The organism is Chryseobacterium ureilyticum (assembly GCF_900156735.1).
Classification (GTDB): Bacteria; Bacteroidota; Bacteroidia; order Flavobacteriales; family Weeksellaceae; genus Chryseobacterium; species Chryseobacterium ureilyticum.
On the sequence record NZ_FTOL01000009.1, the window covers coordinates 86,783 to 111,709 of the forward strand.

General features: G+C 33.3%; 18 protein-coding genes. 10 read left to right on the forward strand and 8 right to left on the reverse strand.

What is annotated here, in order from left to right:
• The first annotated feature begins 92 nt into the window (after positions 1-92).
• Both hppD and BW983_RS20010 read left to right on the forward strand, forming a co-directional pair.
• Positions 93-1,223, forward strand: a complete 1,131-nt coding sequence (hppD, locus tag BW983_RS20005; protein ID WP_076553576.1) for a 4-hydroxyphenylpyruvate dioxygenase — start codon at positions 93-95, stop codon at positions 1,221-1,223.
• A 69-nt stretch (positions 1,224-1,292) separates the two neighbouring features.
• On the forward strand, positions 1,293-1,751 hold the full coding sequence (locus tag BW983_RS20010; protein WP_076553577.1) for a hypothetical protein: 459 nt from the start codon (positions 1,293-1,295) through the stop codon (positions 1,749-1,751).
• Between the two features lie 57 nt (positions 1,752-1,808).
• Here the strand turns inward: BW983_RS20010 and BW983_RS20015 are convergent, their stop codons facing one another.
• Entirely contained in the window at positions 1,809-3,614 is a 1,806-nt protein-coding gene (locus BW983_RS20015; protein WP_076553578.1) for a tetratricopeptide repeat protein, read from the reverse strand.
• 1,445 nt (positions 3,615-5,059) lie between these two features.
• On the opposite strand from BW983_RS20015, the gene fahA reads away from it, so the two are divergent.
• Both fahA and BW983_RS20025 read left to right on the forward strand, forming a co-directional pair.
• Entirely contained in the window at positions 5,060-6,307 is a 1,248-nt protein-coding gene (fahA, locus tag BW983_RS20020; RefSeq protein WP_076553579.1) for a fumarylacetoacetase, read from the forward strand.
• A gap of 162 nt (positions 6,308-6,469) precedes the next feature.
• Positions 6,470-7,294 carry a flavin reductase family protein gene (locus BW983_RS20025; RefSeq protein WP_076553580.1) on the forward strand — a complete coding sequence of 275 codons (825 nt, stop codon included), beginning with the start codon at positions 6,470-6,472 and terminating at the stop codon, positions 7,292-7,294.
• A gap of 67 nt (positions 7,295-7,361) precedes the next feature.
• On the opposite strand, the gene BW983_RS20030 is transcribed toward BW983_RS20025, so the two are convergent.
• Both BW983_RS20030 and BW983_RS20035 read right to left on the reverse strand, forming a co-directional pair.
• Positions 7,362-7,862: a hypothetical protein gene (locus BW983_RS20030; protein ID WP_076553581.1), complete on the reverse strand. Its 501-nt coding sequence runs from the start codon at positions 7,860-7,862 to the stop codon at positions 7,362-7,364.
• 56 nt (positions 7,863-7,918) lie between these two features.
• Entirely contained in the window at positions 7,919-8,761 is an 843-nt protein-coding gene (locus BW983_RS20035; RefSeq protein WP_076553582.1) for an alpha/beta hydrolase family protein, read from the reverse strand.
• Positions 8,762-8,832: 71 nt separating this feature from the next.
• On the opposite strand from BW983_RS20035, the gene BW983_RS20040 reads away from it, so the two are divergent.
• Positions 8,833-9,606: a HipA family kinase gene (locus BW983_RS20040; protein WP_076553583.1), complete on the forward strand. Its 774-nt coding sequence runs from the start codon at positions 8,833-8,835 to the stop codon at positions 9,604-9,606.
• Positions 9,593-9,976, forward strand: coding sequence for a DUF3037 domain-containing protein (locus tag BW983_RS20045; RefSeq protein WP_076553584.1), 384 nt, complete (start codon positions 9,593-9,595; stop codon positions 9,974-9,976). The genes BW983_RS20040 and BW983_RS20045 overlap by 14 nt, the downstream gene beginning before the upstream one ends.
• Before the next feature lie 808 nt (positions 9,977-10,784).
• Here BW983_RS20045 and BW983_RS20055 read toward each other — a convergent pair.
• Together BW983_RS20055 and BW983_RS20060 are read right to left on the reverse strand one after the other, a co-directional pair.
• The gene (locus BW983_RS20055) at positions 10,785-11,123 is read right to left on the reverse strand and encodes a transposase (RefSeq protein ID WP_076553586.1); all 339 of its coding nucleotides are present in this window, start codon (positions 11,121-11,123) and stop codon (positions 10,785-10,787) included.
• 24 nt (positions 11,124-11,147) lie between these two features.
• On the reverse strand, positions 11,148-11,573 hold the full coding sequence (locus BW983_RS20060) for a transposase (RefSeq protein WP_076553587.1): 426 nt from the start codon (positions 11,571-11,573) through the stop codon (positions 11,148-11,150).
• 380 nt (positions 11,574-11,953) lie between these two features.
• Between BW983_RS20060 and BW983_RS20065 the strand changes: the two genes are divergently transcribed.
• Positions 11,954-12,985, forward strand: coding sequence for an alpha/beta hydrolase (locus BW983_RS20065; protein ID WP_076553650.1), 1,032 nt, complete (start codon positions 11,954-11,956; stop codon positions 12,983-12,985).
• Positions 12,986-13,090: 105 nt separating this feature from the next.
• On the opposite strand, the gene BW983_RS20070 is transcribed toward BW983_RS20065, so the two are convergent.
• The 3 genes from BW983_RS20070 to BW983_RS20080 form a co-directional block, all read right to left on the reverse strand.
• Positions 13,091-15,040: a hypothetical protein gene (locus BW983_RS20070; RefSeq protein WP_076553588.1), complete on the reverse strand. Its 1,950-nt coding sequence runs from the start codon at positions 15,038-15,040 to the stop codon at positions 13,091-13,093.
• Positions 15,041-15,228: 188 nt separating this feature from the next.
• The gene (locus tag BW983_RS20075) at positions 15,229-18,006 is read right to left on the reverse strand and encodes a TonB-dependent receptor plug domain-containing protein (protein WP_076553589.1); all 2,778 of its coding nucleotides are present in this window, start codon (positions 18,004-18,006) and stop codon (positions 15,229-15,231) included.
• A gap of 236 nt (positions 18,007-18,242) precedes the next feature.
• The gene (locus BW983_RS20080; protein ID WP_076553590.1) at positions 18,243-20,573 is read right to left on the reverse strand and encodes an ATP-dependent helicase; all 2,331 of its coding nucleotides are present in this window, start codon (positions 20,571-20,573) and stop codon (positions 18,243-18,245) included.
• Positions 20,574-20,903: 330 nt separating this feature from the next.
• Between BW983_RS20080 and BW983_RS20085 the strand changes: the two genes are divergently transcribed.
• The 3 genes from BW983_RS20085 to secG all read left to right on the forward strand — a co-directional run bounded on the left by BW983_RS20085 (position 20,904) and on the right by secG (position 24,911).
• Positions 20,904-22,217 carry a M16 family metallopeptidase gene (locus BW983_RS20085; protein ID WP_076553591.1) on the forward strand — a complete coding sequence of 438 codons (1,314 nt, stop codon included), beginning with the start codon at positions 20,904-20,906 and terminating at the stop codon, positions 22,215-22,217.
• Between the two features lie 7 nt (positions 22,218-22,224).
• Complete coding sequence (locus tag BW983_RS20090; protein ID WP_076553592.1) at positions 22,225-24,255, forward strand: M16 family metallopeptidase; 2,031 nt, start codon at positions 22,225-22,227, stop codon at positions 24,253-24,255.
• 299 nt (positions 24,256-24,554) lie between these two features.
• A complete protein-coding gene (gene secG, locus BW983_RS20095; protein WP_076553593.1) occupies positions 24,555-24,911 on the forward strand; it encodes a preprotein translocase subunit SecG in 357 nt (118 codons plus the stop codon).
• Positions 24,912-24,927 lie beyond the last annotated feature (16 nt).

The following is a 24,927-nucleotide window of genomic DNA, read 5'->3' on the forward strand; positions in this document are numbered from 1 at the left end:
TAAATATATTCAATGAATCAGCGGTAATATTTTCGCTATATCCAAGAATTTTGTAATTTGCATACCAATAAAATAAAAGTAAAAGAGAAAATATGTCAACACTTACATTTGCCGAGAAGATTGCTCAAGCAGAAAATTTCTTACCAATTAATGGTACAGATTATATTGAGTTTTACGTAGGAAATGCAAAACAGGCTGCCCATTATTATAAGACCGCTTTCGGTTTTCAGTCTGTAGCTTATGCTGGTCCTGAAACAGGAGTAAGAGACCGTGCATCTTATGTGCTTCAACAGGGAAAGATCAGATTAGTACTTACAACTGGACTTAAGTCTGATTCTCCTATCAACGAACACGTAAAAAAACATGGTGACGGAGTAAAAATCTTAGCACTTTGGGTAGATGACGCCTACGCAGCATTTGAAGAAACTACGAAAAGAGGTGGAAAACCATATTTAGAGCCAGTAACTTTAACTGATGAGCAAGGTGAAGTAAGAATGTCCGGAATTTATACTTACGGAGAAACAATTCACATGTTTATCGAAAGAAAAAACTATAACGGAGCTTTTATGCCAGGATATGAAAAGTGGGAAAGCGCTTATAATCCTGAAGAAGCAGGTTTATTATACGTAGACCACTGTGTAGGAAACGTAGACTGGAACAGAATGATTCCTACTGTAGAATGGTATGAAAAAGTAATGGGATTTGTAAACATCCTTTCTTTTGATGACAAGCAGATCAATACAGAATATTCTGCATTGATGTCCAAAGTAATGTCAAACGGAAACGGATATGCAAAATTCCCGATCAACGAGCCTGCAGAAGGTAAAAAGAAATCTCAGGTAGAAGAATACCTTGATTTCTACGAAGGAGAAGGTGTACAGCACATTGCTGTTGCAACAAAAGATATTATCCACACAGTTACTGAACTTAAAAAGCGTGGTGTAGAGTTCCTTTCTGCTCCACCGGAAGCATATTATGACATGGTTCCTGAAAGAGTAGGTCATATTGATGAAGATCTTAAAAAATTACAAGACTTAGGTATACTTATTGATCATGATGAAGAAGGATATCTATTACAGATCTTTACCAAACCTGTAGAAGACCGTCCTACCCTATTCTTCGAAATCATTGAAAGACATGGTGCACAGAGTTTTGGTGCCGGAAATTTCAAAGCTTTATTCGAAGCATTAGAAAGAGAACAAGAAAGAAGAGGTAATCTTTAATTTTACATAAAATATTAAGTTTTGTCAGGATATTAATTCTGGCAAAACTTTTTTTATAAAACACAGCATATGAGAAAATTTTTAATCGGAATGTTATTATTCGGAGCCTTAGGCTTAAAAGCACAATATGGAACTCTGAATGCCATTCTGGACAAACTTGAAGCAAGAAAAGGTATCAATCAAAATCTTGAAGCCGTAAACATTGATAACAAAAAGTTTATATTCATTAAAGACGAAGCAGACCACACGGAAAGAGATTTTATTGTTATCAAAGGAAACAACGCTACCTATGTAGAGATTTTTGATGACAAAGCTACAGGAGAAAGCAGCTCCAATGTATTCTCCGGTGATATTATAAGAAAAAAGAATATCGTTTCTTTAAGAGCAGACGTGCTTGAAGGCAAAAAAATCCCAATGCCTGTAACAAAAACATTATTACTTACCAAACAGGATAATATCCTCTACCTCATCGACGTCAATACAAGAGACAGATGGATTGATGAAGCTTCTTATGCTAAGAAAAAATAAAAAAACGAGAATTTATCCTCGTTTTTTTACATATATCTAAATGAATCGATTAATGATTTAAAGCTTAAGATTTTGTATAAAATTTTTCAGATCATCATTTTTATCAAGACCTAATTTCTGCTTTAATCTATATTTAGTCATTCTGACAGCCATAGGACTGGATTTTAAAATATTGGATATCTGTTGATTATCCATATTAAGATAAATATATGAGGCATATCTTAGATCTTGATTAGTAAGCTTAGTTACCGCTATTTCCTGAAGACGTTTAAAAAAATCAGGATGTACATCCTGCACCATTTTCTGCATTACGTTAAAGTCATGATCGATAAGTTGTTCTTCTTTTAAAGCACGGCTGATACTGGTATTTTTATCCCCCTTTGCCTTCTCTTTTATTTCATTAATAAAAGTATTTTTCTGATCCAGCTGTAATGAAGTTGCCATAGCATGTTTCTGAAGCTGCTCTTGTTGTATTTCCAGAAGCTCCTGTTCTGCTTTCAGTCGTTCCTGCTCTTTTTGAGTCAATTGTAATAACAAATTGGCTTCACTTTTTTCAGCTTCAAGGAGGCTTATCTTTTGTTTACTAAGCTTTTGTCTGTAACGAAGCATATAAAAAAGGAAGATAACCCCAACTATTGAAAGTAAGATAATAAATAAAGAAAGCAATTTATATTTATTGTACATCTTATCTTTTTCCTCCAACTGTCTGATCTGATTATCTTTCTTTTCCGTCTCATAAAATAATTCCAGAGATTTTGTACTATTTTCAAATTTCTCTAAATATCCCTGTTTTTCAAAACTTCTTGCTTCTTTCAAATATTTCAGCTCTTTCTCAGGCTGATGCATCTTTTCATAAAAATTAGCAAATTTCTCTAAAAATGAAACAATTTTGACAGTAGAAAATTCATAATTATTGGCTACTTTACTTTTAGGAATTAACTCATATGCTTTAAGATAATACTCTTCTGCAAGCTTATTCTTATTTTCATTTTCATATAATATAGCAATATTATTATAGGTAGCGCATCTTAATTCTTTAAAAGAATCGTCATTTTCAGTTAAATCTAATATTTTATCATAAAGCTTTAGACTTTCCGAAACACTTTCAGTAGAACTATCAGCAAGACTATTAAGATTAAAATAGTAGGTTATCAAAGCCCTTTTATTGGCTGTTTTATCTTTTAGGTTTTGAATATGGGAATACGTTTTTTGGATATAAATAACTGCAGAATCACGATATTTTTTAGAATCAGCACCACTCATTGTAAGATGTTGATAGGCATAATAAGCACAAACATTATTAGCACTTTGAAAGATCAGAAAATCATTTTTAGACTTCAAAGCATAATTGTACGCCGAGATACAAGCCATTTTGGTATATTTCTCATCTCTATTTAATTTATTTTTAGACAAATACAAAAATTTACTTGTGAACAGAGCACTAAGAATGAAATTTTCCTTCGGAAATTTACTGAATGTACTGATACTTTCGTTGACGGTTTTTACAAAAAAATCATTCTTTTCTAAATAAGCATAGTACAAAGCGTAACCATACTTAACATATGCCATATCGATTTCATTTCGTGTTTTCAATGCTATTTTTTTAGCATTTTCTAAAGCCTCAATCTTTTTACTTTCATCTTTTGGTTTGTCATAACATCTTGATAAATATACATAGCCGATTACTTTTCGCGAGTTGTCATCTGATTTTAGTAATCTGGATTCGACTATTTCTTTAGCTTTGATAAAATTTTTAGCAAATAATAAGAGAGAGATTTGATGTTGATCTTCATCTACATCACTTTGTGCGAAACCAAAGCAAGGAAGGAAAAATAAAATTAGTAATAAAAATATTTTATTCAATCTGATTAGTTTAAATGGTTAGGTAATAAATATAGAAATATATACTACATAATTTTAATTAATTAATAAATAATTTTCAATTCATTTCTATACCAACATACAATTTTCACTACAAAACCATCTACAGTACATTTTTAGAAAATCATTCATTTATATTTTTAAAATGGTTTGCAAAACTCATAAAAAAAAGAACTAACAAGCAAATTAATAACATTTCAAAACGTATACATAAAGTAACAATACATATACAAATAAAATTAAAATACTATTAATCAGTTGTTTAAAAAAAATAACTAAAAATATAAATAAGACAAATCAAAGAATAAAACTTATAAAAATATATTTCAAGTATAGAAAATCAACATAAACAAATAAAACATTAATAACCAGATAATTATAAATCGTAAATAATTTAAAACACAAATAAAACCTTCTCGAAAACAATATAAGTATTTGATAAACAAATAATTATATAACATGTATATATTCTACACTCCTCTATCTATAAAATGTAAACAAAGTGAAACGACACATATTCTTATGATAACACAATTTTCATTCAACTTTGCAACATCAAAAAAACACAATTTAAATAAAGATAGGTCAAGGTATAATATCTCTAACCTATTAAAAAAATGAAAGGTGTTATGGATTCAAATTATTTCGAGACATTACGCCTTTCTTTTTATTTATTTCGATACTAAGAAAGATGACATATAAAACAAAATGATAAAAAACGAAGTGTAACAGTTCCAATTTGTTATTAAATTTTTATGATCATATTACAACAAAAGCATTGCTGAAAAATAATATCTAAAGGATTAATTAAGCTCTATAGCCAATAATTAAAATGGGATCTCAACGCGCAGTATTTATTAATGCAAGATCCAAAAATAGAAACAGTAATAGGTTACAAGTATGGGAATGGTACTGAAATCTGGAAATAAAATCATGATATTGTCCAAAATTAACAATCTACCAAAAACTATAGCAAAATCCAGCCGGAATATAATTGTATATAACCTGAACAATAATTATATCACAACATTCAATACCATCCAGTGAACGTTCTGAAAATTAAAACTGGAAGGAGATAATTTTAATACAATTTCTTATTTAACATCATATTAAAGTTGGTGTGTTTTTTCCTGTAGAACTGAAATCCGAGATTTCAGTTCTACTTTTTTATATAAAAATAAATTTCTAACATTTATTATTTAGGGCTACAATACATTCATAATAAACGTAATTAAATCAAATAATTCCAATTTCATTTCCTTTTCTTCATGTAGTAAATATTATAAATAAATTTTAAGTATTTTTGGAAGGAAAACATTTGAATTTTATTATATTAACATCATATTAATAAATCGGGTTTTCAGAACGTAAACGATTAGTTTTAAATCTATATAAAAAGTATAATTCATATTAATAATTCCAGACTTATGAAATCATTTGTAGACTATTCCTCAAATTCAGATTTTTCTATACATAATATTCCTTTCGGAGTAGCAGTTTTTAATAAAGAATATATCGGATGCTGTACGAGAATCGGAGATCAGGTTGTTGATCTTGCCACGTTGTATGACCTTGGTTATTTTGAAGATATTGAAGGATTAGACGACAATGTTTTTGAGGCTTATACCATCAACGAATTTATTGAACTGGGTAAACCTGTTACCAATGCTGTCCGTACAAAACTTCAGACATTGTTACAGGAAGGGTCTGCCCTTTCAAAAGATCAGAAGACCATTGAAGAAGCATTTTATGATCTGGATAAGGTCAAAATGATGATGCCTGTTCACATTCCAAACTATACTGATTTTTACAGCAGTATTGATCATGCTACCAACGTTGGAAAGATGCTCCGAGATCCTGCTAATGCGTTATTTCCAAACTGGAAGCATCTTCCTGTAGGATATCACGGTAGAGCATCATCTATTGTAGTTTCGGGAACGGAAATCAATCGCCCGAAAGGTCAGATGAAACCTGCTGATGCTGACAAACCTATTTTCGGTCCATGTAAACAACTGGATTTTGAATTGGAGATGGCTTTCATCGTTAATAAAAATACTGAGATGGGTGAAAGTATTTCTACAAAGGACGCAGAAGATGCCATTTTCGGAATGGTAGTTTTCAACGACTGGTCTGCAAGAGATATCCAAGCTTGGGAATATGTTCCACTGGGACCATTCCTTGCGAAAAACTTTGGTTCTTCTATATCTCCATGGGTGGTTACTCTGGAAGCTCTGGAACCATTCAGAACAACTTCTCCTAATCAGGATCCTGAAGTTTTAGATTATTTAAAATTTGAAGGAGACAAAAACTATGATATCAACCTTGAAGTGTATATCCAACCGGAAAATGGTGATCAAAACCTGATCTGTGAAAGCAATTACAAACATATGTACTGGAATATGAACCAGCAATTGGCTCATCATACTATAAATGGATGTAATGTAGAAGTTGGTGACATGTATGCCAGCGGAACTATTTCAGGAACAGATCCAAAATCTTTTGGCTCTATGATGGAATTAACATGGAGAGGTCAAAATCCTTTATCATTAAACAATGGTGAAGAAAGAAAATTCATTGAAGATAATGATACCGTTACCATGAAGGCATGGGCTGAAAAAGATGGAATAAGAGTAGGTTTCGGTGAAGTTTCCGGTAAAATTATTCCAACGCTTTAAGATAAAAAATAAACGTTAGATGCTTCGACTTCGCTAGCATGACATCCCTAGAAATATGCTGTAAAATAACAGTTAGTATTAGATTTGTCATGCTGAACGTAGCCGAAGCATCTTTTTTAATATAAATTGAATACTTAAATGTAATTAAGTACCAAATAAAATATGAAAACAGTAATACCTTCCGATCTAACCTCCGTACAACTCCAAACCATTATGCAGACTGCCGTTTCACCACGTCCAATTGCATTGGCTTCTACGGTGGATAAAGACGGTAATAATAATTTATCTCCTTTTAGTTTTTTCAATATGTTCAGTACGGTTCCTCCGATTCTGATCTTTTCACCATCAAGAAGGGTACGTGATAATACTACAAAACACACGTTGGAAAATGTATTGGAAGTTCCGGAAGTTGTGATTGGAACAGTAAATTTTCCAATTGTACAGCAGATTTCATTAGCTTCTACAGAATATGGAACAGGCGTAAATGAGTTTATCAAATCTGGGCTTACCATGAAAGACGCGGATCTTGTAAAGCCTAAACTTATCGAAGAATGCCCAGTAAACTTTGAATGTAAGGTTTTAGAGGTAAAATCTTTAGGTGATCAAGGTGGTGCTGGTAATCTGGTAATCTGTGAAGTTCAGAAAATTCACATCAGGGAAGAATATCTGAATGAGACAGGAAATCTTGATCAGAAAAAACTGGACATGGTAGCACGTTTAGGTAGCAACTGGTATTCAAGAAGTAATGAAAATAGCCTTTTTGAAGTTCCAAAACCTTTAGTAACCAAAGGTATCGGATTTGATCTGTTGCCAGATTCTATTAAATACAGCAAAGTATTCACCGGAAATGATCTTGGGATGCTTGCCAATGTCGAAGTACTTCCAGCAGAAAACTTCCATGTAGATGAAAATATTCATCTTGATGCTCAAAAACTGCTTCTGGAAAGTAAAGTGGAAGAAGCATGGACCTTACTTACCATTAAGTAATCCTATAAAAATAAAAAACAGCCTGAATATTTCAGGCTGTTTTTGTTTTATACTTATATATCTTCTACTACTCATTCAAAGCTTCAGTACCAGCAATCTTCCCTTTTTCATTAAAATCAGAGATTTTACCATTATTGTCAATGGAAACATTCAGGTTATCATTTTTAGAATCATAATAGATTTTGGTAGAATATCCCGGGCAGTCATGTTGTTTACATCCTGTAAGTTTATAAACATTATGTTCTGAGGATATTGGAGATGTAACATCAAAATATTTCACCATTTCATCATATTGGCTTCCTACTAGTTTTTTCAATCTTTCTGTAATGTTTTTATCTTCGAAGAATTTGATGTCATGAGGATATTTTCCTACGTTTTTGGTAATAATATTCTCACTAACAGCAGTAGTTGCAGCAGAATCTGTTTTTGGAGCTACTGTAGAATCTTTAGGCATAACTGTAGCCAAGGTATCTTTACTTACTGAAGATTGTGTTTGAGTTTCTTTTTTACAGGAAACAACCATTGTCAATAGGGTAAGTGCCAATGCACCATAAATCATTTTTTTCATAATTATATCATATAGAGGTTAATATAGAATAACGACATTAAAATAACATTATTCTCTTAGTTCATTTTATCATTAATAAATTTAATACACTTCTCAGTAACTGTATTAAGATCATTTGGCAGTTTAAGTTCTGTCCAGGGTTCTTTCGCTCCAAAGGTATGGTTTCCATTTTCAATAAGAAAAAGGTCAGATCCTGGATTAAGGATATGAAGGTGTTCTGCATGCTTTATATCTACAGCTTCATCCTTTGTACCGTGAATGATCAGCATATGAGCTTTAGCCATTTCTGCAGCCCGTTCTACATCAAAACGATGAATATTATGTTCATAATCTTCATAAAATTGATAATAATGTGGCATTTCTTGTTTGGTTCGACCATTTAAAGCGTAATAGACCCCTTCTTTTTTCCAGGTTTCAAATAGCTCTCCTTTAGGAAAACGATCCAAAGTGTCTACGCTTGCCAGAGTAATCAATCCATTAATTCTTTCGTCTTCAAAAGTTTTAATAATAGAAAGCCCTCCTCCTCTACTATGACCGATAAGAATAATCTTTTCCGCATCTACATTGGGTGCTTGGATAAAATGATCAATAACGAACCCAAGATCGGAAAGTTCTTTAGAATAATTATTATTTCCGAATGCTTCCAGATCTGCAAAGTTATTAGGATCTTCTATAGTAGTTCCATTATGGGAGAAGTTAAATTTCACAAAGAAAAATCCGGCTTCAGCGAATTTTTCAGCCATTAAATCCCATGCTCCCCAGTCTTTATATCCTTTATATCCATGAACGAAAATGATCAATGGCAATTTTTCTTCTGTTTCAGTATAGTATGCATCTGCAAGAAAACTTTTTGTTTCATTATTTTTCAGATGTATATTCTTTTTAATAATCAAGCTCATAAAACATAGTCATTTAATTTAAATCGAAATTTATGAAAAAAACTATCAAAAAATAACCTTAATTTTGCTTTATGCAGAATTTAAGAACGGTAACTGTAATACGTTACATTCTGCCTTTGAGAGAGGGAGGTTCTCTTCCCGCTTTGGCAGAAGCTGATGATGATTTTAAATATGTTTTAAAATTCCGTGGCGCAGGTCATGGAGTAAAAATGCTGATCTCTGAACTTTTAGGAGGAAAGATTACGGAAGCTTTGGGATTAAAAATTCCCGAACTGGTTTTTATAAATCTTGATGCTGATTTTGGAAGAACTGAAGCAGATGAGGAAATTCAGGACTTACTGAAATTTTCAGAGGGATTGAATCTTGGGTTACATTATCTTTCTGAGGCTATTACTTATGATCCGGGAGTAAATGTTGATCCTCTTCTGGCTTCAAAGATTGTTTGGCTTGATGCTTTCATTACGAATATTGACCGTACTTATAAGAATACAAATATGCTGATGTGGCATAAAGAGCTTTGGATCATTGATAACGGAGCGTCATTCTATTTCCATCACTCCTGGCAAAACTTTGATACTGCTGCAAAAACGCCTTTCAAGTATGTAAAGGACCACGTACTATTACCGAAGGCTACAAAATTGGATGAAGCGGATAAATTTGCCCATGAAGTACTGAATGAAACACTTTTCAGGGATATTGTCAATTCAATTCCTGAAGACTGGTTACATTGGAATGATGCTGATGAAACTCCTGAAGAAATTCGTGAGATTTACTTTCAGTTTTTGAAAACCCGATTCGAAAATTCACAAATCTTTGTAAACGAAGCTAAAAATGCAAGAGGATAAAATATATGAATATGCGGTAATACGCTTGGTGCCAAAAGTTGAAAGAGAGGAATTTTTCAATATAGGATTGGTTATGTTTTCCAAAAAGGAAAAGTTCATCCGGGTAGAATTTTATTTATGTCCCGACAAATTTAAACTGATGCGCAGCAAACTGGATTACGAGGATGTCGTTCAAAATCTGCAAAGTTTCCAGAAAATTGCCAATGGTGATAAAAGTGGTGGTCCTATTGCTTTGTTTGAAATCCCCGAACGTTTCCGATGGCTTACTGCTGTAAGAAGTGCGGTTATACAAACTTCCAGACCTCATCCAGGAAAATCCAAGGACCTGAATATCACTTTTGATAAGCTTTTTGAGGAGCTTGTAAAATAGTTCATCATATAAAAAAAGAATCTACAGATTATTGTAGATTCTTTTTTATAAAATTTCAGTCTTGGTTAGTATAAGATCAATTAATATAAAATTTAGCGAAAACATATGTCATAATTTATAAGTAATAAAAATAAATTATATGGACATATTTTTTGTGTTTATTTTTTATTCTCTACTTTTTCTAAAGTTTTTTACGATTAAAATAAGTGAACTTATTATAAAGATAGATGCTGGTATTATAAAAGACATTGGTAAAATTCGCTTGTAATAGTTATAAGAGTTTAAAATTCCTGTTAGAATAATTATAGAAAGAAACAACGCAATAATACATACTAACTCAATATATCGATCTTTATATTGAGCACACTTATAAAATGTAATTAATGTTCCAATAATAAGAATAGGAAAAATAATTCCTTCCCAGAAAATATCATCAATATTTCCATAATAGAATAATTCTTGAAAGGCAACAAAAGAATAAATTATTAGTGTTATCAATATTGGAAATCCTTTCTGATCAATTGAACAAATTAACAAAAAAGAAATTATGACTATTACTTTAAGAATTTTTATATTCATTATTTACAATTTCTTTTTATTTGGGGTATTGCCATTCGTACTGGTAATAATTATATAGTATTTGCAAAGGTAGTAGGGAGTATCAACACCTATAAGGGTAAACTTTTTTCTACATAATCTAATACAGTTAAAGTAAAATCAACACAATTACTAAAACCAACATCATAAATACTATCCGAATTTATTGATTGTTTAAAAATTTTATTTCATTTACGATTTAAATTCCTACTTAGTGTACAAAAACATCTTTCCATTTTTTAACCGTATTTCGGCTTAATTTAAAGTGTCTTGCTATTTCAGAGTTATTCAATTTATTTTTTCTTTGATAGTCTAATATCTGAAGTATGTCTGATTTTAGGTATGAACGATATTTCTGGTTCGAATTAGATTCTGACTCTTCTGTTCTCTCTTGTTTTCCGAAAAGATCTTCATTAAGCTTTATCACATCCAGTGCAGATAGCTCTTCTTTCTGAAACATAGTATGATATTTTTCAATTTTATCCGGAAATTTCTTCGTCATCATGTCCAAATAAATCCTTTTATAATAAGGTCGCGAACTGTTTTCCATATTTTAGTGTTTTTTTATTTATGATTATTTTCTATACTTCTCAATCCACTTATATAAAGTTGTTTTAGGGATACGATAATCCTTAATCACTTCTGATTTTGTTTTCTCACCTGTCTTTATTAGGTCCAACAGAAAATCTATAATTTCCTTAGTATAAATATTCTTTCTGAACTTAGGAAGTTCCGAAACATTTGAATTTTTCACACTGTATATAGCTTCTCTTTGAGGAGAAAATAGAATCAAATGATGTGAATAAATTCTAAAAAAATCATATTCAAGAAGTTTACTCCATTTTAGAACGATATCTGTTGGCAAATTGCTTTGGGTATACATCTCCTCAACCTCATCTTCCGTACATTTCATAAACTTGGAAATTCTCTCCAAATCTATATTGGTTTCATCAACTCTGGTTTTTATGATCTGCCCGATATGAATATCTTTAAAATTCATTTTCAAATAAATAACATTGTTAAAACTAAATAACAAAGCTAAAGACAACACTACTTTAATAAATTTATACCATGACTATATTTTGTATACAAAATTTTTTTCCCGTGTATACAAAACATATACTTACTATCAATAAAAACAACACAAAATACTGTATAACAATAAATTAATTAAAAAACACAAACAATAAACTATTTTTTTTAAAAAACATGAATCTAAAATACTTCTGGAAATAATTTTATTAAATGAAAATAAGATTATAAAGATTAAAATTAATATCCATAGAGACTTTTGTAGTCTGAAAAATCACATTCATAGATAGGAATTTGGTAAGCTTTTTGAGGTATAAACAATCAACACAATACTTAAAAAGTTCCATTATGAAAGCATATCTCGATATATCAATTTACAAGTTATTCACAAAACTATTTTTTGTTTTATTTTTAAGTTCTTCTCCTTTATTTTTTTCGCAGTCCTTTTCACAATCGCCGGTCAAAGCACCAAGGGTAAAAAGCACTTTACTTCCTGAGATCGCTTCCGTTACTGAAAATATTGTTTATAAAACCAGTAAAAAAGGTGATTCAATTTCTCTTGACCTTTATTCTCCTAAAAATATATCAACAGAAAAGTTTCCGGTTTTAATCTATGTACACGGCGGGGGCTGGGTAGAAGGAGATAAAGTGATTCTTGCCGATGATTACGTAGAAAACACCATCAAAAAATTAATTGCAAAACAATATGCCGTGATTAGTATCAATTATACACTTCTGAATGAGACCACTCACTTCCCACTGCCTTTGGAGGATACTAAAGATGCGATAAAATGGGTGAGAAAAAATGCTGAAAAATATAATTTTGATACAAATAACATCGGACTTTTTGGAGCTTCGGCAGGGACACATCTTTCTTTGCTTGCCGCTTATACACCTGAAGATACGTTCAAGGGAAGCTCAGAACTCTTACCTTACTCTGCAAAGGTAAATTATGTGATTGATCATTACGGTCCGGCTGATTTAAATAAGCTTTTCCATACCAGAGCGGGCACCATTCCTGTTTCTATGATTGGATTAATTTCAAAAAAGATCATCACTCTGCAACAAAATCTGGTAAAGGGACTTTCCGGACTGGATGTTAATAAAGATCAGGACAGAGTAATAGAATATTTTAAAACGATCTCTCCTGTAAGCTTTACTTCAAGTGGTGTTCCCACTCTTATTGTACAGGGTAATGCAGATAAAGTAGTTCCTTTAAACCAATCTAAAAAGCTTTACAGAAGATTGAAAAGAGCAAAAGTGGAAACATCATTAATTATTATTGACAAAGGTGTTCACAGCTTTTCAACAACGGATAAGGATCGTCTTGATAAAATGACGGATCAGATGGTGGATTTTGTTGTTTCACAGAAAAAGTAAAAAAGAGCCTGTTTAGATGTCTAAACAGGCTTTTAAAATAAGATAACAAGATGTTTATTATCTTTACATATCAATTGTCTATCATTTAATGTATGCCAATAGAAATTAAATAGTTTGCCAGTTATTAAGTTCTTTAAAAACTTCAAATAATTTATTATCTCTATTGAACCTTACTTCTCCTAAAAATCCATGGTACTTTCTTGTAGCTGTAGTATGACTGCCACTAATGGAGATCATATCCTCATTGCTAACCGTACCAAGAACATTAATAAGAATATTATCATTCGCAAAATCAAATCCTGTAATATTCTCAATTGCAGCGCGGAAAGCTACCTGAAGCGGATCTGTTGATTTAAATATATTTGTTGAAATTCTTACATTATTACAATAAGGTACTTTTAAAGAATCATCGTTACCATTAAGTTCATCTTCATGAATATAAGGATCTGTATCAATAGAATGATGTTTAAACTTTAAATCGTTGTTCTGAATGATCACATTATCATTTTGAGCAACTAAAAATATATTTCTGTACTGAACACTTTCAAGCTTATTTCCTTCTATAATAACATTAGCGGTCTTATGACCACCACATATAATATTCTGTTCACCAGGTATATCAACCTTAGAATAATTATTTATGATTTTCACATCACTAGCCCATCCAACTTCAGCCAAAATATATTCTCCATCTCTTTCTACAGGTGAAGTCTTTTGAAGAGTAAGGTTTTTAACTCTATAAAATCCGGTAGCATTTAAAACTGAACCACATTTTACTTTATTATTAAAGCAGTACACATCTTCTATAATTCCATATCCTGCCACTAAATTAATTGCATGTCCATCCCTATTTTCAGAACATATCAATGTATTATTTGTAATACTTATCCCTTTTACCCCATCCAAGACACCTAAACAAGATATTGCATGATTACATGCAGGTGCGTATACATAGTTTTTATCTACAAAAATATTTCTCATCATTAGCCCCGGAGTTATCCACGGATCCATTTCCAAATCAATTGGAGCTACAAAATCATTTGCTTTTTCCATATGATTGCGTTCAATAATAATATCGATACCAGAAATTACTGCGACATTACTTCTACGAGGATTGAGCAAAACATTATCATAGATATGAATATCTTTATTATACTCCTGTGAATGTTTATTTTCTGTGTGAAGCAACTGAATACAATCTCCAAGAACATTTTCCATTCTGTTCTTGAATATTTTAATATTATTGGAAGATTGAATACCAATAAGAGCCTGTTGCTCACTTTCATTGGTTATACCATCCCATGAACCATCAAGATGTAGACCACTTATTTCGATATATTCTTTACTTGTCTTTTTAGTAATATAGAATATACTATAAGTAAAATAACCCAATTCTGTAATACTCTTACTATTAATTTCTTCCGTGACTTTTAATTTTGGAAGCCCATGTCCTATCGCAGAATGATATAATGTTACTTTTCCAAAAAACTTATAGTAAGAATCAGAATTAACATTACGAATAGATAATGGTAATTTTAAATTGGCTGCTCTCTGAAAAATAGGAGTATTATTGGTAGTTCCATCCTGCTTTGCACCAAAATAGACTACATCCACTTCTTTAATAAACTGATGAAATAATCTAATTGTTCCCACTGTTACTAAACTTCCGTCATCATCCGGTTCTGTACTGTCAGATACATAATAATGAATAGGATCAGGGGTATCTCCTTTGATATAATATCCACTAAGCCTTACTCCCTTATAAACTTTCATCTTCAGTAACAGAACTTCAGTATTGCTCAGAGATTTCATTTCTGCCATAGTATCCTTTTCCAGGTACTCATTTTCATTGGAGGAAATTCTAACATAATAGTCATTCCCTTTTTTTCTGTAAATAACACCATCTGTTTTAGAGTCATCCATTACCGTGTTATCATACCATTGTGTTACTTTTTTAAAGTTTACATTTCTATACGTATTGCTATCGACCAATTGAACAATATTGTCATTTGGAAAGTTACTGTTCAAGGCGAAAAATTCGTCTGTAAAAATCATAATAATATTTTTTCTTAAGGTTTACATTGCGAAGATAATGGCTGTGCACGACAGAACTTGACGTATAATATATAATCTGAAATTTTTGAAATATTTTTTTTGGAAACTTTCCGAAAGATGTATGGATAAGCATAAAAAAAACAGCCTGAAAATTTCAGGCTGTTTTTATGGAATATATTGATATCAATTTAAAAATTGAAATTCAATCTTGAGAAAACATATCTTCCGTTCTGTCCAAATTGTGAAGTAGAACGTGAATAAACGAACTGATCATTATTGCTGGACGCAGGCAGGTTTTTAGTAGGATAAATATCAAACAGATTGTTTACACCTAAAGTCAGCCCAATATTTTTGGTAAACTGATAGGCAATGGAAATATCTGTAATAATCTTATCTCCTATTTTCTGGTGTTCATTGAATTCTATGATTCCGTCTCCGTTGGCATCAAGAACATCAGCTCCCGTTACTTTTCCGAAATAAGTGTTTCTAAGATAGAAACTAAGGTCTTTCCATGTCAATGTATGAGATAAACTTGCTTTTACTCTCGGGACTGCTTCTTCCAGATATACTCTAGATTTTTCTGAGAAATAAATTTTTTCCAGTGTTGGAGATTTTAGCATTCCTGCTGAATGGATATCTCCGACTTGTTTTGTCTGGTTCAGATTAATTGCAAAATTATTATCAAGCTTGATACCTGAGAATCTTGCATTATGGGAAATAACTATATCTATTCCTTTGGTTTCCGTATCAATGGCATTGGTAAAAAACTGAGCGCCATTGATATTTAATTTTTCAAATTCCAATTGTGCTTCCACAGGCACATCTTTCTTTAAAAACTGATCTGTAAGAATGATTCTGTTGTCAATTTTTGTAAAGTATCCATCGGCTGTAAATGTCAGATTCACAGATGGTATTTTATATGTAAATCCAATACTTGCCGATTTAGAAGTTTCCTGCTTCAACTTAGGCATATTTAATTGTTCAGCCAGTTTGGAATCATTACTGAATGTCCCTACTTCCATAAGCTGATTATTTGTATATAAAGTAGAAGTTACATTATAATAAATCTGGTGAATAGACGGTGCTCTGAATCCTGTAGATCCCGCTAATCTTACATTGAAATTAGGAGCTATCTTAATCCTTGAAGCTAATTTATAATTGAACGTAGATCCGAAATCTGAATAATTTTCATATCTCGCGGCTGCGTCTACCAGTAACCAATCGGTAAAGTTTAATTCTACATCTGCATAAGCTGCCAATGACTGTCTGTTTTTATTGACTGCATTTTCCGGTCTAAATCCGTTAAAAACCTGTGAACCTCCTGGTAAAGCCTGTCCAAAGAAGTCTGTAGCTCTTATGTTAGGATTTCCGTTCCATATATTTCCATACTGATCATAAGTCTGATAAGAATCTCTTTCTCCTTCAGTTATTTTAAAATTCTCAAAACGATGCTCTCCTCCAAATGCCACATTCATTCCTTCCAGTATATCATATTTTTTAGAGAAATCTAAATTGATTGTGTTTTGTGTAAATCGTAATCCTCCGGCATCAAATTCACTTGGAGAGGCAAAACGCATTGAAGTATTTCCAGTATTTCCGATATTGTAAGTAAAGGAATTCTGCCCAAATGTATTACTGAAATCAATATGCCAGCCCTCCCATTTTCCTTTAATTCCCGCAGATAATGAAATATCCTGAATATCTGTTCCTATCTGTGGTAGATATCCGTTAGGATACAATGCAGTAAATGTTCTGCTTTCTCTTGGTTTTCTGTAAAATCCTCCGGAAGTACCGTGTCTCAAGCTGTAACCGCCAAAAGTATATACTTTCCAATCATCACTTACAGGAATCTCAGCATTGATAAAAAGCTGATGATTATTAAGCTTAGACTGCCCTACCTGCATATTGAAATCTTTTCTTGTTAACCCTCTGTAGGCAAGCTCCTGATCAGTAACATCGGCACTTAATAAAGACCAGAGTCCTTTTTGAGGATTTCCAGCTCCGTCTGTAAAATCTGTAAATGTATTGGCATTCTGAATGTCTGATAACTGGGTTGCACTAAAATAATTTACGCCCTGAGCATATTGATGTACATAATCAATGATCTGCTGAGAATTGGGAGTATCTTTTATATTGGTAAAAAGAGAAGACAGATTTACTCCGTCCTGCATAGCTCTTTGTTCAATAGCATTATAGGCATTGAAAATAGGACCTTTCTCTGTTCCCGCTCTGTAAGTAGGATTTCTGAACTGTGAAGACCAGGTAATATTGAAGAAACCACCTTTGGTCCCGATTTTAGTCCCATAGTTTAAATCCAGCTGAATATTCTGTCCGTCAAAATTTCCTGTATGATCATTTGCTGTAGGCGTTAAATTTCCACCATAACTGATCTGCCCGGCTAATTTTCCTGTATCTCTTTTGAGTTCAAGGTTCATTACTCCGGCAATTGCATCAGAACCATATTGTGCAGCCGCTCCATCCCTAAGAACTTCAATTCTGTTCAATGCAAAGGAAGGGATAGCATTAAGGTCTGTACCCACTGTTCCTCTTCCCGGTGTACCGTTTACGTTCACCAAAGCTGAAGTGTGTCTTCTTTTTCCATTCACCAAAACCAATACCTGATCTGGTCCCAATCCTCTAAGCTGAGCAGGATCCAGATGGTCTGTTCCATCCGAATTGGTCTGAACTGTAGAAGTAAATGAAGGTGCAATAGCATTCAGGATCTGTCCTATATTCGATTGCGGAAGAATTACCGAAGCTTCCTTTAGATTGAATACATCTACAGGAACAGGACTATCTGTCTTTGATCGTGCTCCGGCTCTTGACCCCAGAATAACGACTTCCTCTACATTATTTGTTATTACGCTGTCTTTTTTTGTTGAAGCACTGTCTTTTTCCTGCCCGTAAGTAAAAACACCCAGAAAAAATAGAACAGAAGCGGAAAGAATAGTTTTTTTATTTCTCATATCATTTGATCAATTTGATTAAACATTTATGTTTTTTGCAGGTGCAAATGTAAAGTTTATTTATTAGTCCACAAAAACAATAGACTTTGTTTTTGTAAAAAATGTTAATCGTTTCTATCTATCCCTTATTAAAAGTACTAATTTTTAAAACAAATTATAAAAAATCCAATAAAAAAAACGAATCCAAAAAATTGAATCCGTTTTTATGTTGTATTAAAACATCTAAAGTTTTTACCTTAAATCTTTGTAAGCTTAGCGTATTTCAAGATCAGGTTTTTTTCTCCTTCATGAATGAAAATAACTTTTGCCTTGATGTTCTGAGGATCTGTCCCATCCAGGAAAGTAACTTCTCCTATTCCAAAACGATCATGTCTTACTTTATCTCCCACTTCAATATCCTGAGAGGAAGCGCCACTTGGATTAATAATTTTCGCTGTACTTACCGGTTTCAGCTTTCTTGTTTCCGGAGCTGGTTTTGAAGCATCACCTCTATCAATTGTCTTTTTCTCTACTTTTTTGTAAGATCTTACCTCGGACGGATGTTCATCAAAGATATTAGACTTTACTCCAGAATTATTGATAAATCTTTTTTCTAATGCCGGATTAAGGAATTCTATATATTCATCATCAATCTCACTAAGGAATCTTGATGGTTCTGCATCTGTAATTTTTCCCCATTGGAAACGTGAAACTGCATAGGAGAAGAACACTTGTTTTTCGGCTCTGGTTAATGCCACATAGAACAGTCGTCTTTCTTCTTCAAGATCTTCTCTTGTTGCGGAACTCATAAAACTTGGGAAAAGGTTTTCTTCAAGACCTACAAGATGTACAACCGGAAACTCAAGTCCTTTGGAAAGGTGAATCGTCATCAAAGAAACCATATCATCTTCAAGTTCTTTATCCTGAGTATCTGCCGAAAGAGCAATATTTTCAAGGAAATTAGAAAGGCTAGGATCTCCGTCTTCCAGCTGCATCTGTTCTTCAATGAAACCTTGCATAGAGTTCATCAATTCCTGTACGTTTTCTACTCTGGAAATACCTTCGGGAGTTTGATCATCTTTTAAAAACTTGATGAGCCCGCTGCGTTTTGCCACTTCCATTGCAACACTGTATGCTGTTTCTGTCTTCAATAGCACCTGGAATGCTTTGATCATGGACCAGAAGTCATTCAGTTTGTTTAAAACCCCGTTATTAAGTCCTAATTGAGGGGCATACATTGGTAAATTATCCAAAACTTTTGATACAGCAATGTTCTGGGCATCAGCAAAAACGATTAGTTTATTCTGAGTTGTATCTCCAATACCTCTTGCAGGATAATTAATGATTCTCATTAAAGCCTCTGAGTCATTTTCATTGATCAAAAGACGCAGGTAACCTATTAAATCTTTAACTTCTTTTCTTTGATAGAAAGAAAGTCCACCATATACCTTGTAAGGGATATTTTTACGTCTAAGGGCATCTTCAAATGCTCTGGTCTGAGAGTTTGTTCTGTATAAAATAGCAAAATCACTGTATTTTCTCTGATCGCGGTTACGAAGTTCCCAGATATTTCCCGCAACAAAGTTCGCTTCATCCGCATCGGAAAGAGAACGGTAAATTTTGATCTTATCTCCTTCTTCATTATCACTGAAAACATTTTTCTTGAACTGCTGTAAATTCTTCGCAATAACAACATTCGCTGCGTTTACGATATTTTGTGTAGAGCGGTAATTTTGTTCCAATGATACAGTGATTGCATCCGGATAATCCTTTTTAAAGTTCAGGATGTTATAAATATTCGCTCCACGGAAAGAGTAAATAGACTGTGCATCATCTCCTACCACACAAATATTTTCAAACTTGGAAGCCAGTGCTTTCACAATAAGATACTGAGAATGGTTGGTATCCTGGTACTCATCTACCATGATATATCTGAACCTGTCCTGATATTTAGCTAACACTTCAGGAAAACGCGTCAACAATTCATTGGTTTTCAACAATAAATCATCAAAATCCATTGATCCATTTCTGAAACATGCATCTACATATCTCTGATAGATTTGCCCGATGAATTTCATATTTGCCTTTTCATCCGCCTCCATCAATTCAGGATTGTTGAAATAAGCTTTCACCGTAATCAGGTTGTTTTTATAGGTTGAAATTCTTGCCTGAACTTTTTTTGGTTTATAAAGATCAGCATCAATGTTCATATCCTTCAATACCTTTTTGATGACATTCAGTGCATCCTGTTGGTCATAAATGGTAAAATTGGAAGGATAGCCTAATAAATGAGCTTCAATTCTTAAAATTCTTGCAAACACCGAGTGAAAAGTTCCCATCCAAAGACTTCTTGCATTGCTGTCTCCTACTACCTTTGCAATACGTTCTTTCATCTCACGAGCTGCTTTATTGGTAAAGGTAAGTGCCAGAATATTGAAAGGGTCTATTCCATTATGGATAAGGTGAGCTATACGCATGGTAAGCACACGTGTTTTTCCGGAACCTGCTCCTGCAAGTACCATCAGAGGTCCCTGTAGTGAGGTAACGGCTTCATATTGTGATTCATTGAGTCCTTTCAAATAGTCCATACTGCAAAAAATTTTGGGAACACAAAATTAATGTATTCAGAGGAGAATTCAAATTATGAAATGTCAATAGTCAATTTTGCATTGCAAATAAATAGTGAATGGCTGCTGTTTATATAAGTAGAGAAGTTCGTTGAAAGAAACATTTATCTTATTTTCAATCTATTTTAAATGTGAGCGGTCAATTTGCTTTGCAATTGAATAGTGAATGCGTGGATGACAAAATTGACAAGCGAAGCCAATTAACCATTCACCATTGACTAATCATCTCCTTAAGATTTCTGTAACATTTAATTCACTTTTCCTACTAATTGAGAAACAATTTCTAACTTTATGAAAAAGCGACTTATTTCTGCTGCTGCCGTAGCTTTCTTCGGGCTAATGCTGAACGCACAGCAAATCAAATTCGAAGAGTATGATCTTCCCAACGGTCTTCATGTAATTCTTCATCAGGATAATTCGGCTCCTGTAGTAACAACGGGCGTAATGTATCATGTAGGAGCAAAGGATGAAGTAAAGGGCAGAACAGGTTTTGCTCACTTCTTTGAACATCTTTTATTCGAAGGAACTCCCAATATTAAAAGAGGCGAATGGTTTAAGATCGTTTCATCCAACGGAGGACAAAATAATGCCAACACCACCAACGACAGAACATATTACTACGAAACTTTCCCTTCCAATAATGAACAACTTGGATTGTGGATGGAAGCCGAAAGAATGCGTCATGCCGTAATCAATCAGGTTGGTGTAGACACACAGAGAGAAGTGGTAAAGGAAGAAAAAAGACTGAGAATGGATAATCAACCTTACGGAAATCTTTTCTCAACTATTCAGAAAAACCTGTTTACCAATCACCCATATAACTGGCCTACAATTGGTTCTATGGAAGATCTTAATGCGGCAAAGCTTGAAGAATTCCAGGCGTTCTACAAGAAATTTTATGTACCAAACAATGCAACTTTAGTGGTCGCAGGAGACATTAAACCTGATCAGACTAAAAAATGGATTGAAGAGTATTACGGAGGTATTCCGAAGGGAACAATTTACCCTAAGGATTTCCCTAAAGATGCTCCTATCACTCAGGAAAAAGAAGTTACAGCTACTGATCCGAACATCCAGCTTCCGGCATATGTTTTTGCTTACAGAACACCTGCCAATAAAGAAAAGGACGCATATGTTTTAGATATGCTTTCTTCTTATTTAAGTAATGGTAAATCTTCTGTTTTATATAAGAAACTAGTGGATCAGGAGAAAAAAGCGCTTCAGGTAGCGGCTTTCAATCAGGGACTTGAGGATTACAGTATTTTTGCATTCTTTGCTATTCCGATGGGACAGACGACTAAGCAAACTTTACAGGCTGATATTGATGCTGAGATCAAAAAACTTCAGACGACTTTAATTTCTGATGAGGATTATCAAAAAATTCAGAATCAGTTTGAAAACCAATTTGTAAATCAGAATTCAAGCATTCAGGGGATTGCTGCTTCTTTAGCAACCAACCATGTATTGATGGGAAATACAAATCTTATCAATAAGGAAATCGACATTTACAGATCTATCACTAAACAGGATATTCAAAATGCGGCTAAAAAGTATCTGAATTCCAACCAAAGAATCATCATCAACTACGTTCCTGAGAAAAAATAATTTACCCATGAAAAAGCAATTTACATATATAGCAGCGGCATTTTTATTTGCAGGAATGCTTTCTGCCCAAAAAATAGATCTTAATGCAATGCCTAAACCGGGACCTACTCCTGCCATCAACATTGCGAAACCAAAAACTTTTCAGCTAAGCAACGGATTAACCGTAATGGTAGTTGAAAACAATAAACTGCCAAGAGTAAACACTACTCTTTCTATGGACAGACCTCCATATTATGAAGGAAATATCTCCGGAGTAAGCCAGGTAATGGCAGAACAGCTTGATAACGGAACAACTAATCTAAGTAAGGATGAATTCAACAAAAAAGTAGACTTTTTAGGGGCAAACTTAAGCTTTTCATCTAATGGAGCGTCATCAAATTCATTGTCAAAATATTTCCCTGAAGTATTGGGTTTAATGGCGGATGCTATTGTGAATCCGAAGTTTTCTGCTCAAGAAATTCAGAATGCAAAGGAAAGAATCATTGAAGGATTAAAAGCTGATGAAAAAAATGCTTCTTCTATTGCTGAAAGAGTATCAAATGCATTGATGTACGGAAAAAACACTTCGAGAGGAGAATTTGAAACCGTAGAATCAATCAGTAAAATACAGCTAGCGGATGTTCAGAATGTTTACAATAAATATTATGCTCCTGATAATGCTTATTTAGTTATTGTAGGAGATGTAAAGTTCGATCAGATCAAGCCTTTAGTTGAAAAAGCTTTTGGAAACTGGAAAAAATCAAATACGAAATTTGCAGCATTAGAACCCGCTTCTAATGTTTCAAAAACTGAAATCAATGTAGTGGATGTACCATCTGCAGTACAATCTGTATTGGCAGTTGGAAATCTGAACACGCTTAAGATGAAAGATCCGAATTACTTCCCTGCTACAATTGCCAACTATATCTTAGGCGGTGGTGGTGAAGCAAGGCTTTTCATGAACCTTAGAGAAAAGAACGGATTTACTTATGGCGCTTACTCAAGTATGAATGCAAGCAAGTATTCACCAGATTTTTCAGCTGAAACCAGCGTAAGAAATGAAGTTACAGATAAAGCCATTAAGGAATTAATGAACGAGCTTAATGCTATTTCTACTGTAAAACCTGATGAGCTAGACAATGCCAAAGCAAAGCTGAAAGGTTCTTTCATTATGTCTTTGGAAAAGCCTGAAACGATTGCAAAATTTGCATTAAATCAAAAGGTTCAGGATCTTCCGGGAGATTTCTATACCAATTATTTAAAATCTATTGACAAAGTAAGTGCTGCCGATGTTTCTAATGCTGTAAAAGCAACAATTCTTCCCAACCAAAGCAGAATTTTTGTTGCAGGTAAGGCGTCTGATATTTCTGAAAGTTTAGAGAAATTGGGATATCCGGTAAAATACTTCGATAAGGAAGCTAATCCGGTAGCAAAGCCAGCTGCACAAAAGGTTGATGCGAATGTTACTATTGCTTCTGTTGCGGATAAATACATCAATGCAATCGGAGGTTTAGCAGCTGTTCAAAAAGTAACTTCTATTACCGCTAATGCAACTACCAAAGTTCAGAAAATGGATATGACCATGAAGCTGATTCAGGGCAAAGGTGGAAAAATGCTGATGGAAATGAAAATGATGGGTAATACACTTCAAAAAATTGTTTTCGACGGTAAAGATGGCTATATGGAAGGACAAGGACAGAAAATACCTCTGAATGATCAACAAAAAGCATCCATGACAGAGCCTGAACTTTTCCCGGAGCTTACTTTTGCCAAAGCAACAGATATAAAATTAGCAGGAATTGAAAAGTATAACAATGAAGATTGTTATGTTGTAAAAGGTCCGAAACAAACATATTACTACAGTATAAAAACAGGTTTAAAAACCGGAGAAGTAAAAGCTGGAGAAGGTGGTTCTATCCCTACAAGCTATGCTGATTACAAAGAGGTATCAGGAGTAAAACTTCCATTTACCATTATCCAGAATATGGGTGGAATGGATATTAATCTTGCTGTACAATCTTATCAGATTAATCAGGCTAAAGACTCTGATTTTAAATAAAAAGTATTTTTTTATAATAGAAAGCTGTCTCACTTTGAGGCAGCTTTTTTTTGCCACTAATGCAAGAATTGATTATTCCTGGTCTCTATGCATTTTATTTTATACACAAAACTGCGCGCATTTTATTCGCGAATTCGTGGCTTTTAAACAAGTACAAAGTTCTCTTTTCACCTTATTTTTAGTCTAAAATCATTATCTGATCTTTAAACTTTCGGTATTGTTTCATATTTCTCCTCATCTTTTTTTGTTGTTCAGTAAAAAAAGATTAAATTTGCCCATTCAAAAAGATATCAGAATTAATGGATACTATATTTACACTATTGATGGTTCTTATTATGATTGCCAGTGTTTTATTGGTAATTGTCGTTATGGCTCAAAACCCTAAAGGTGGAGGTCTTTCCAGTACTTTCGGAGGGGCATCATCTGCACAGTTTGGAGTACAGAGAACCAATGATTTCATGGAAAAAGCAACATGGACTCTAGGCGGAACTATCATCGTTCTTATCCTTTTAAGCGTTGTTATTACAGGTAAACCGTCACAATCTGCGGCTACTCAACAACAACCAGCTAAAAAAGAAGCTCCGGCAAAACAATCTGCTCCTGCTTCTTCTACAACTACCACTCCGGCACCAGCACCAGTTGCACCGGCTAAATAAGAAGATTATTTTTCTA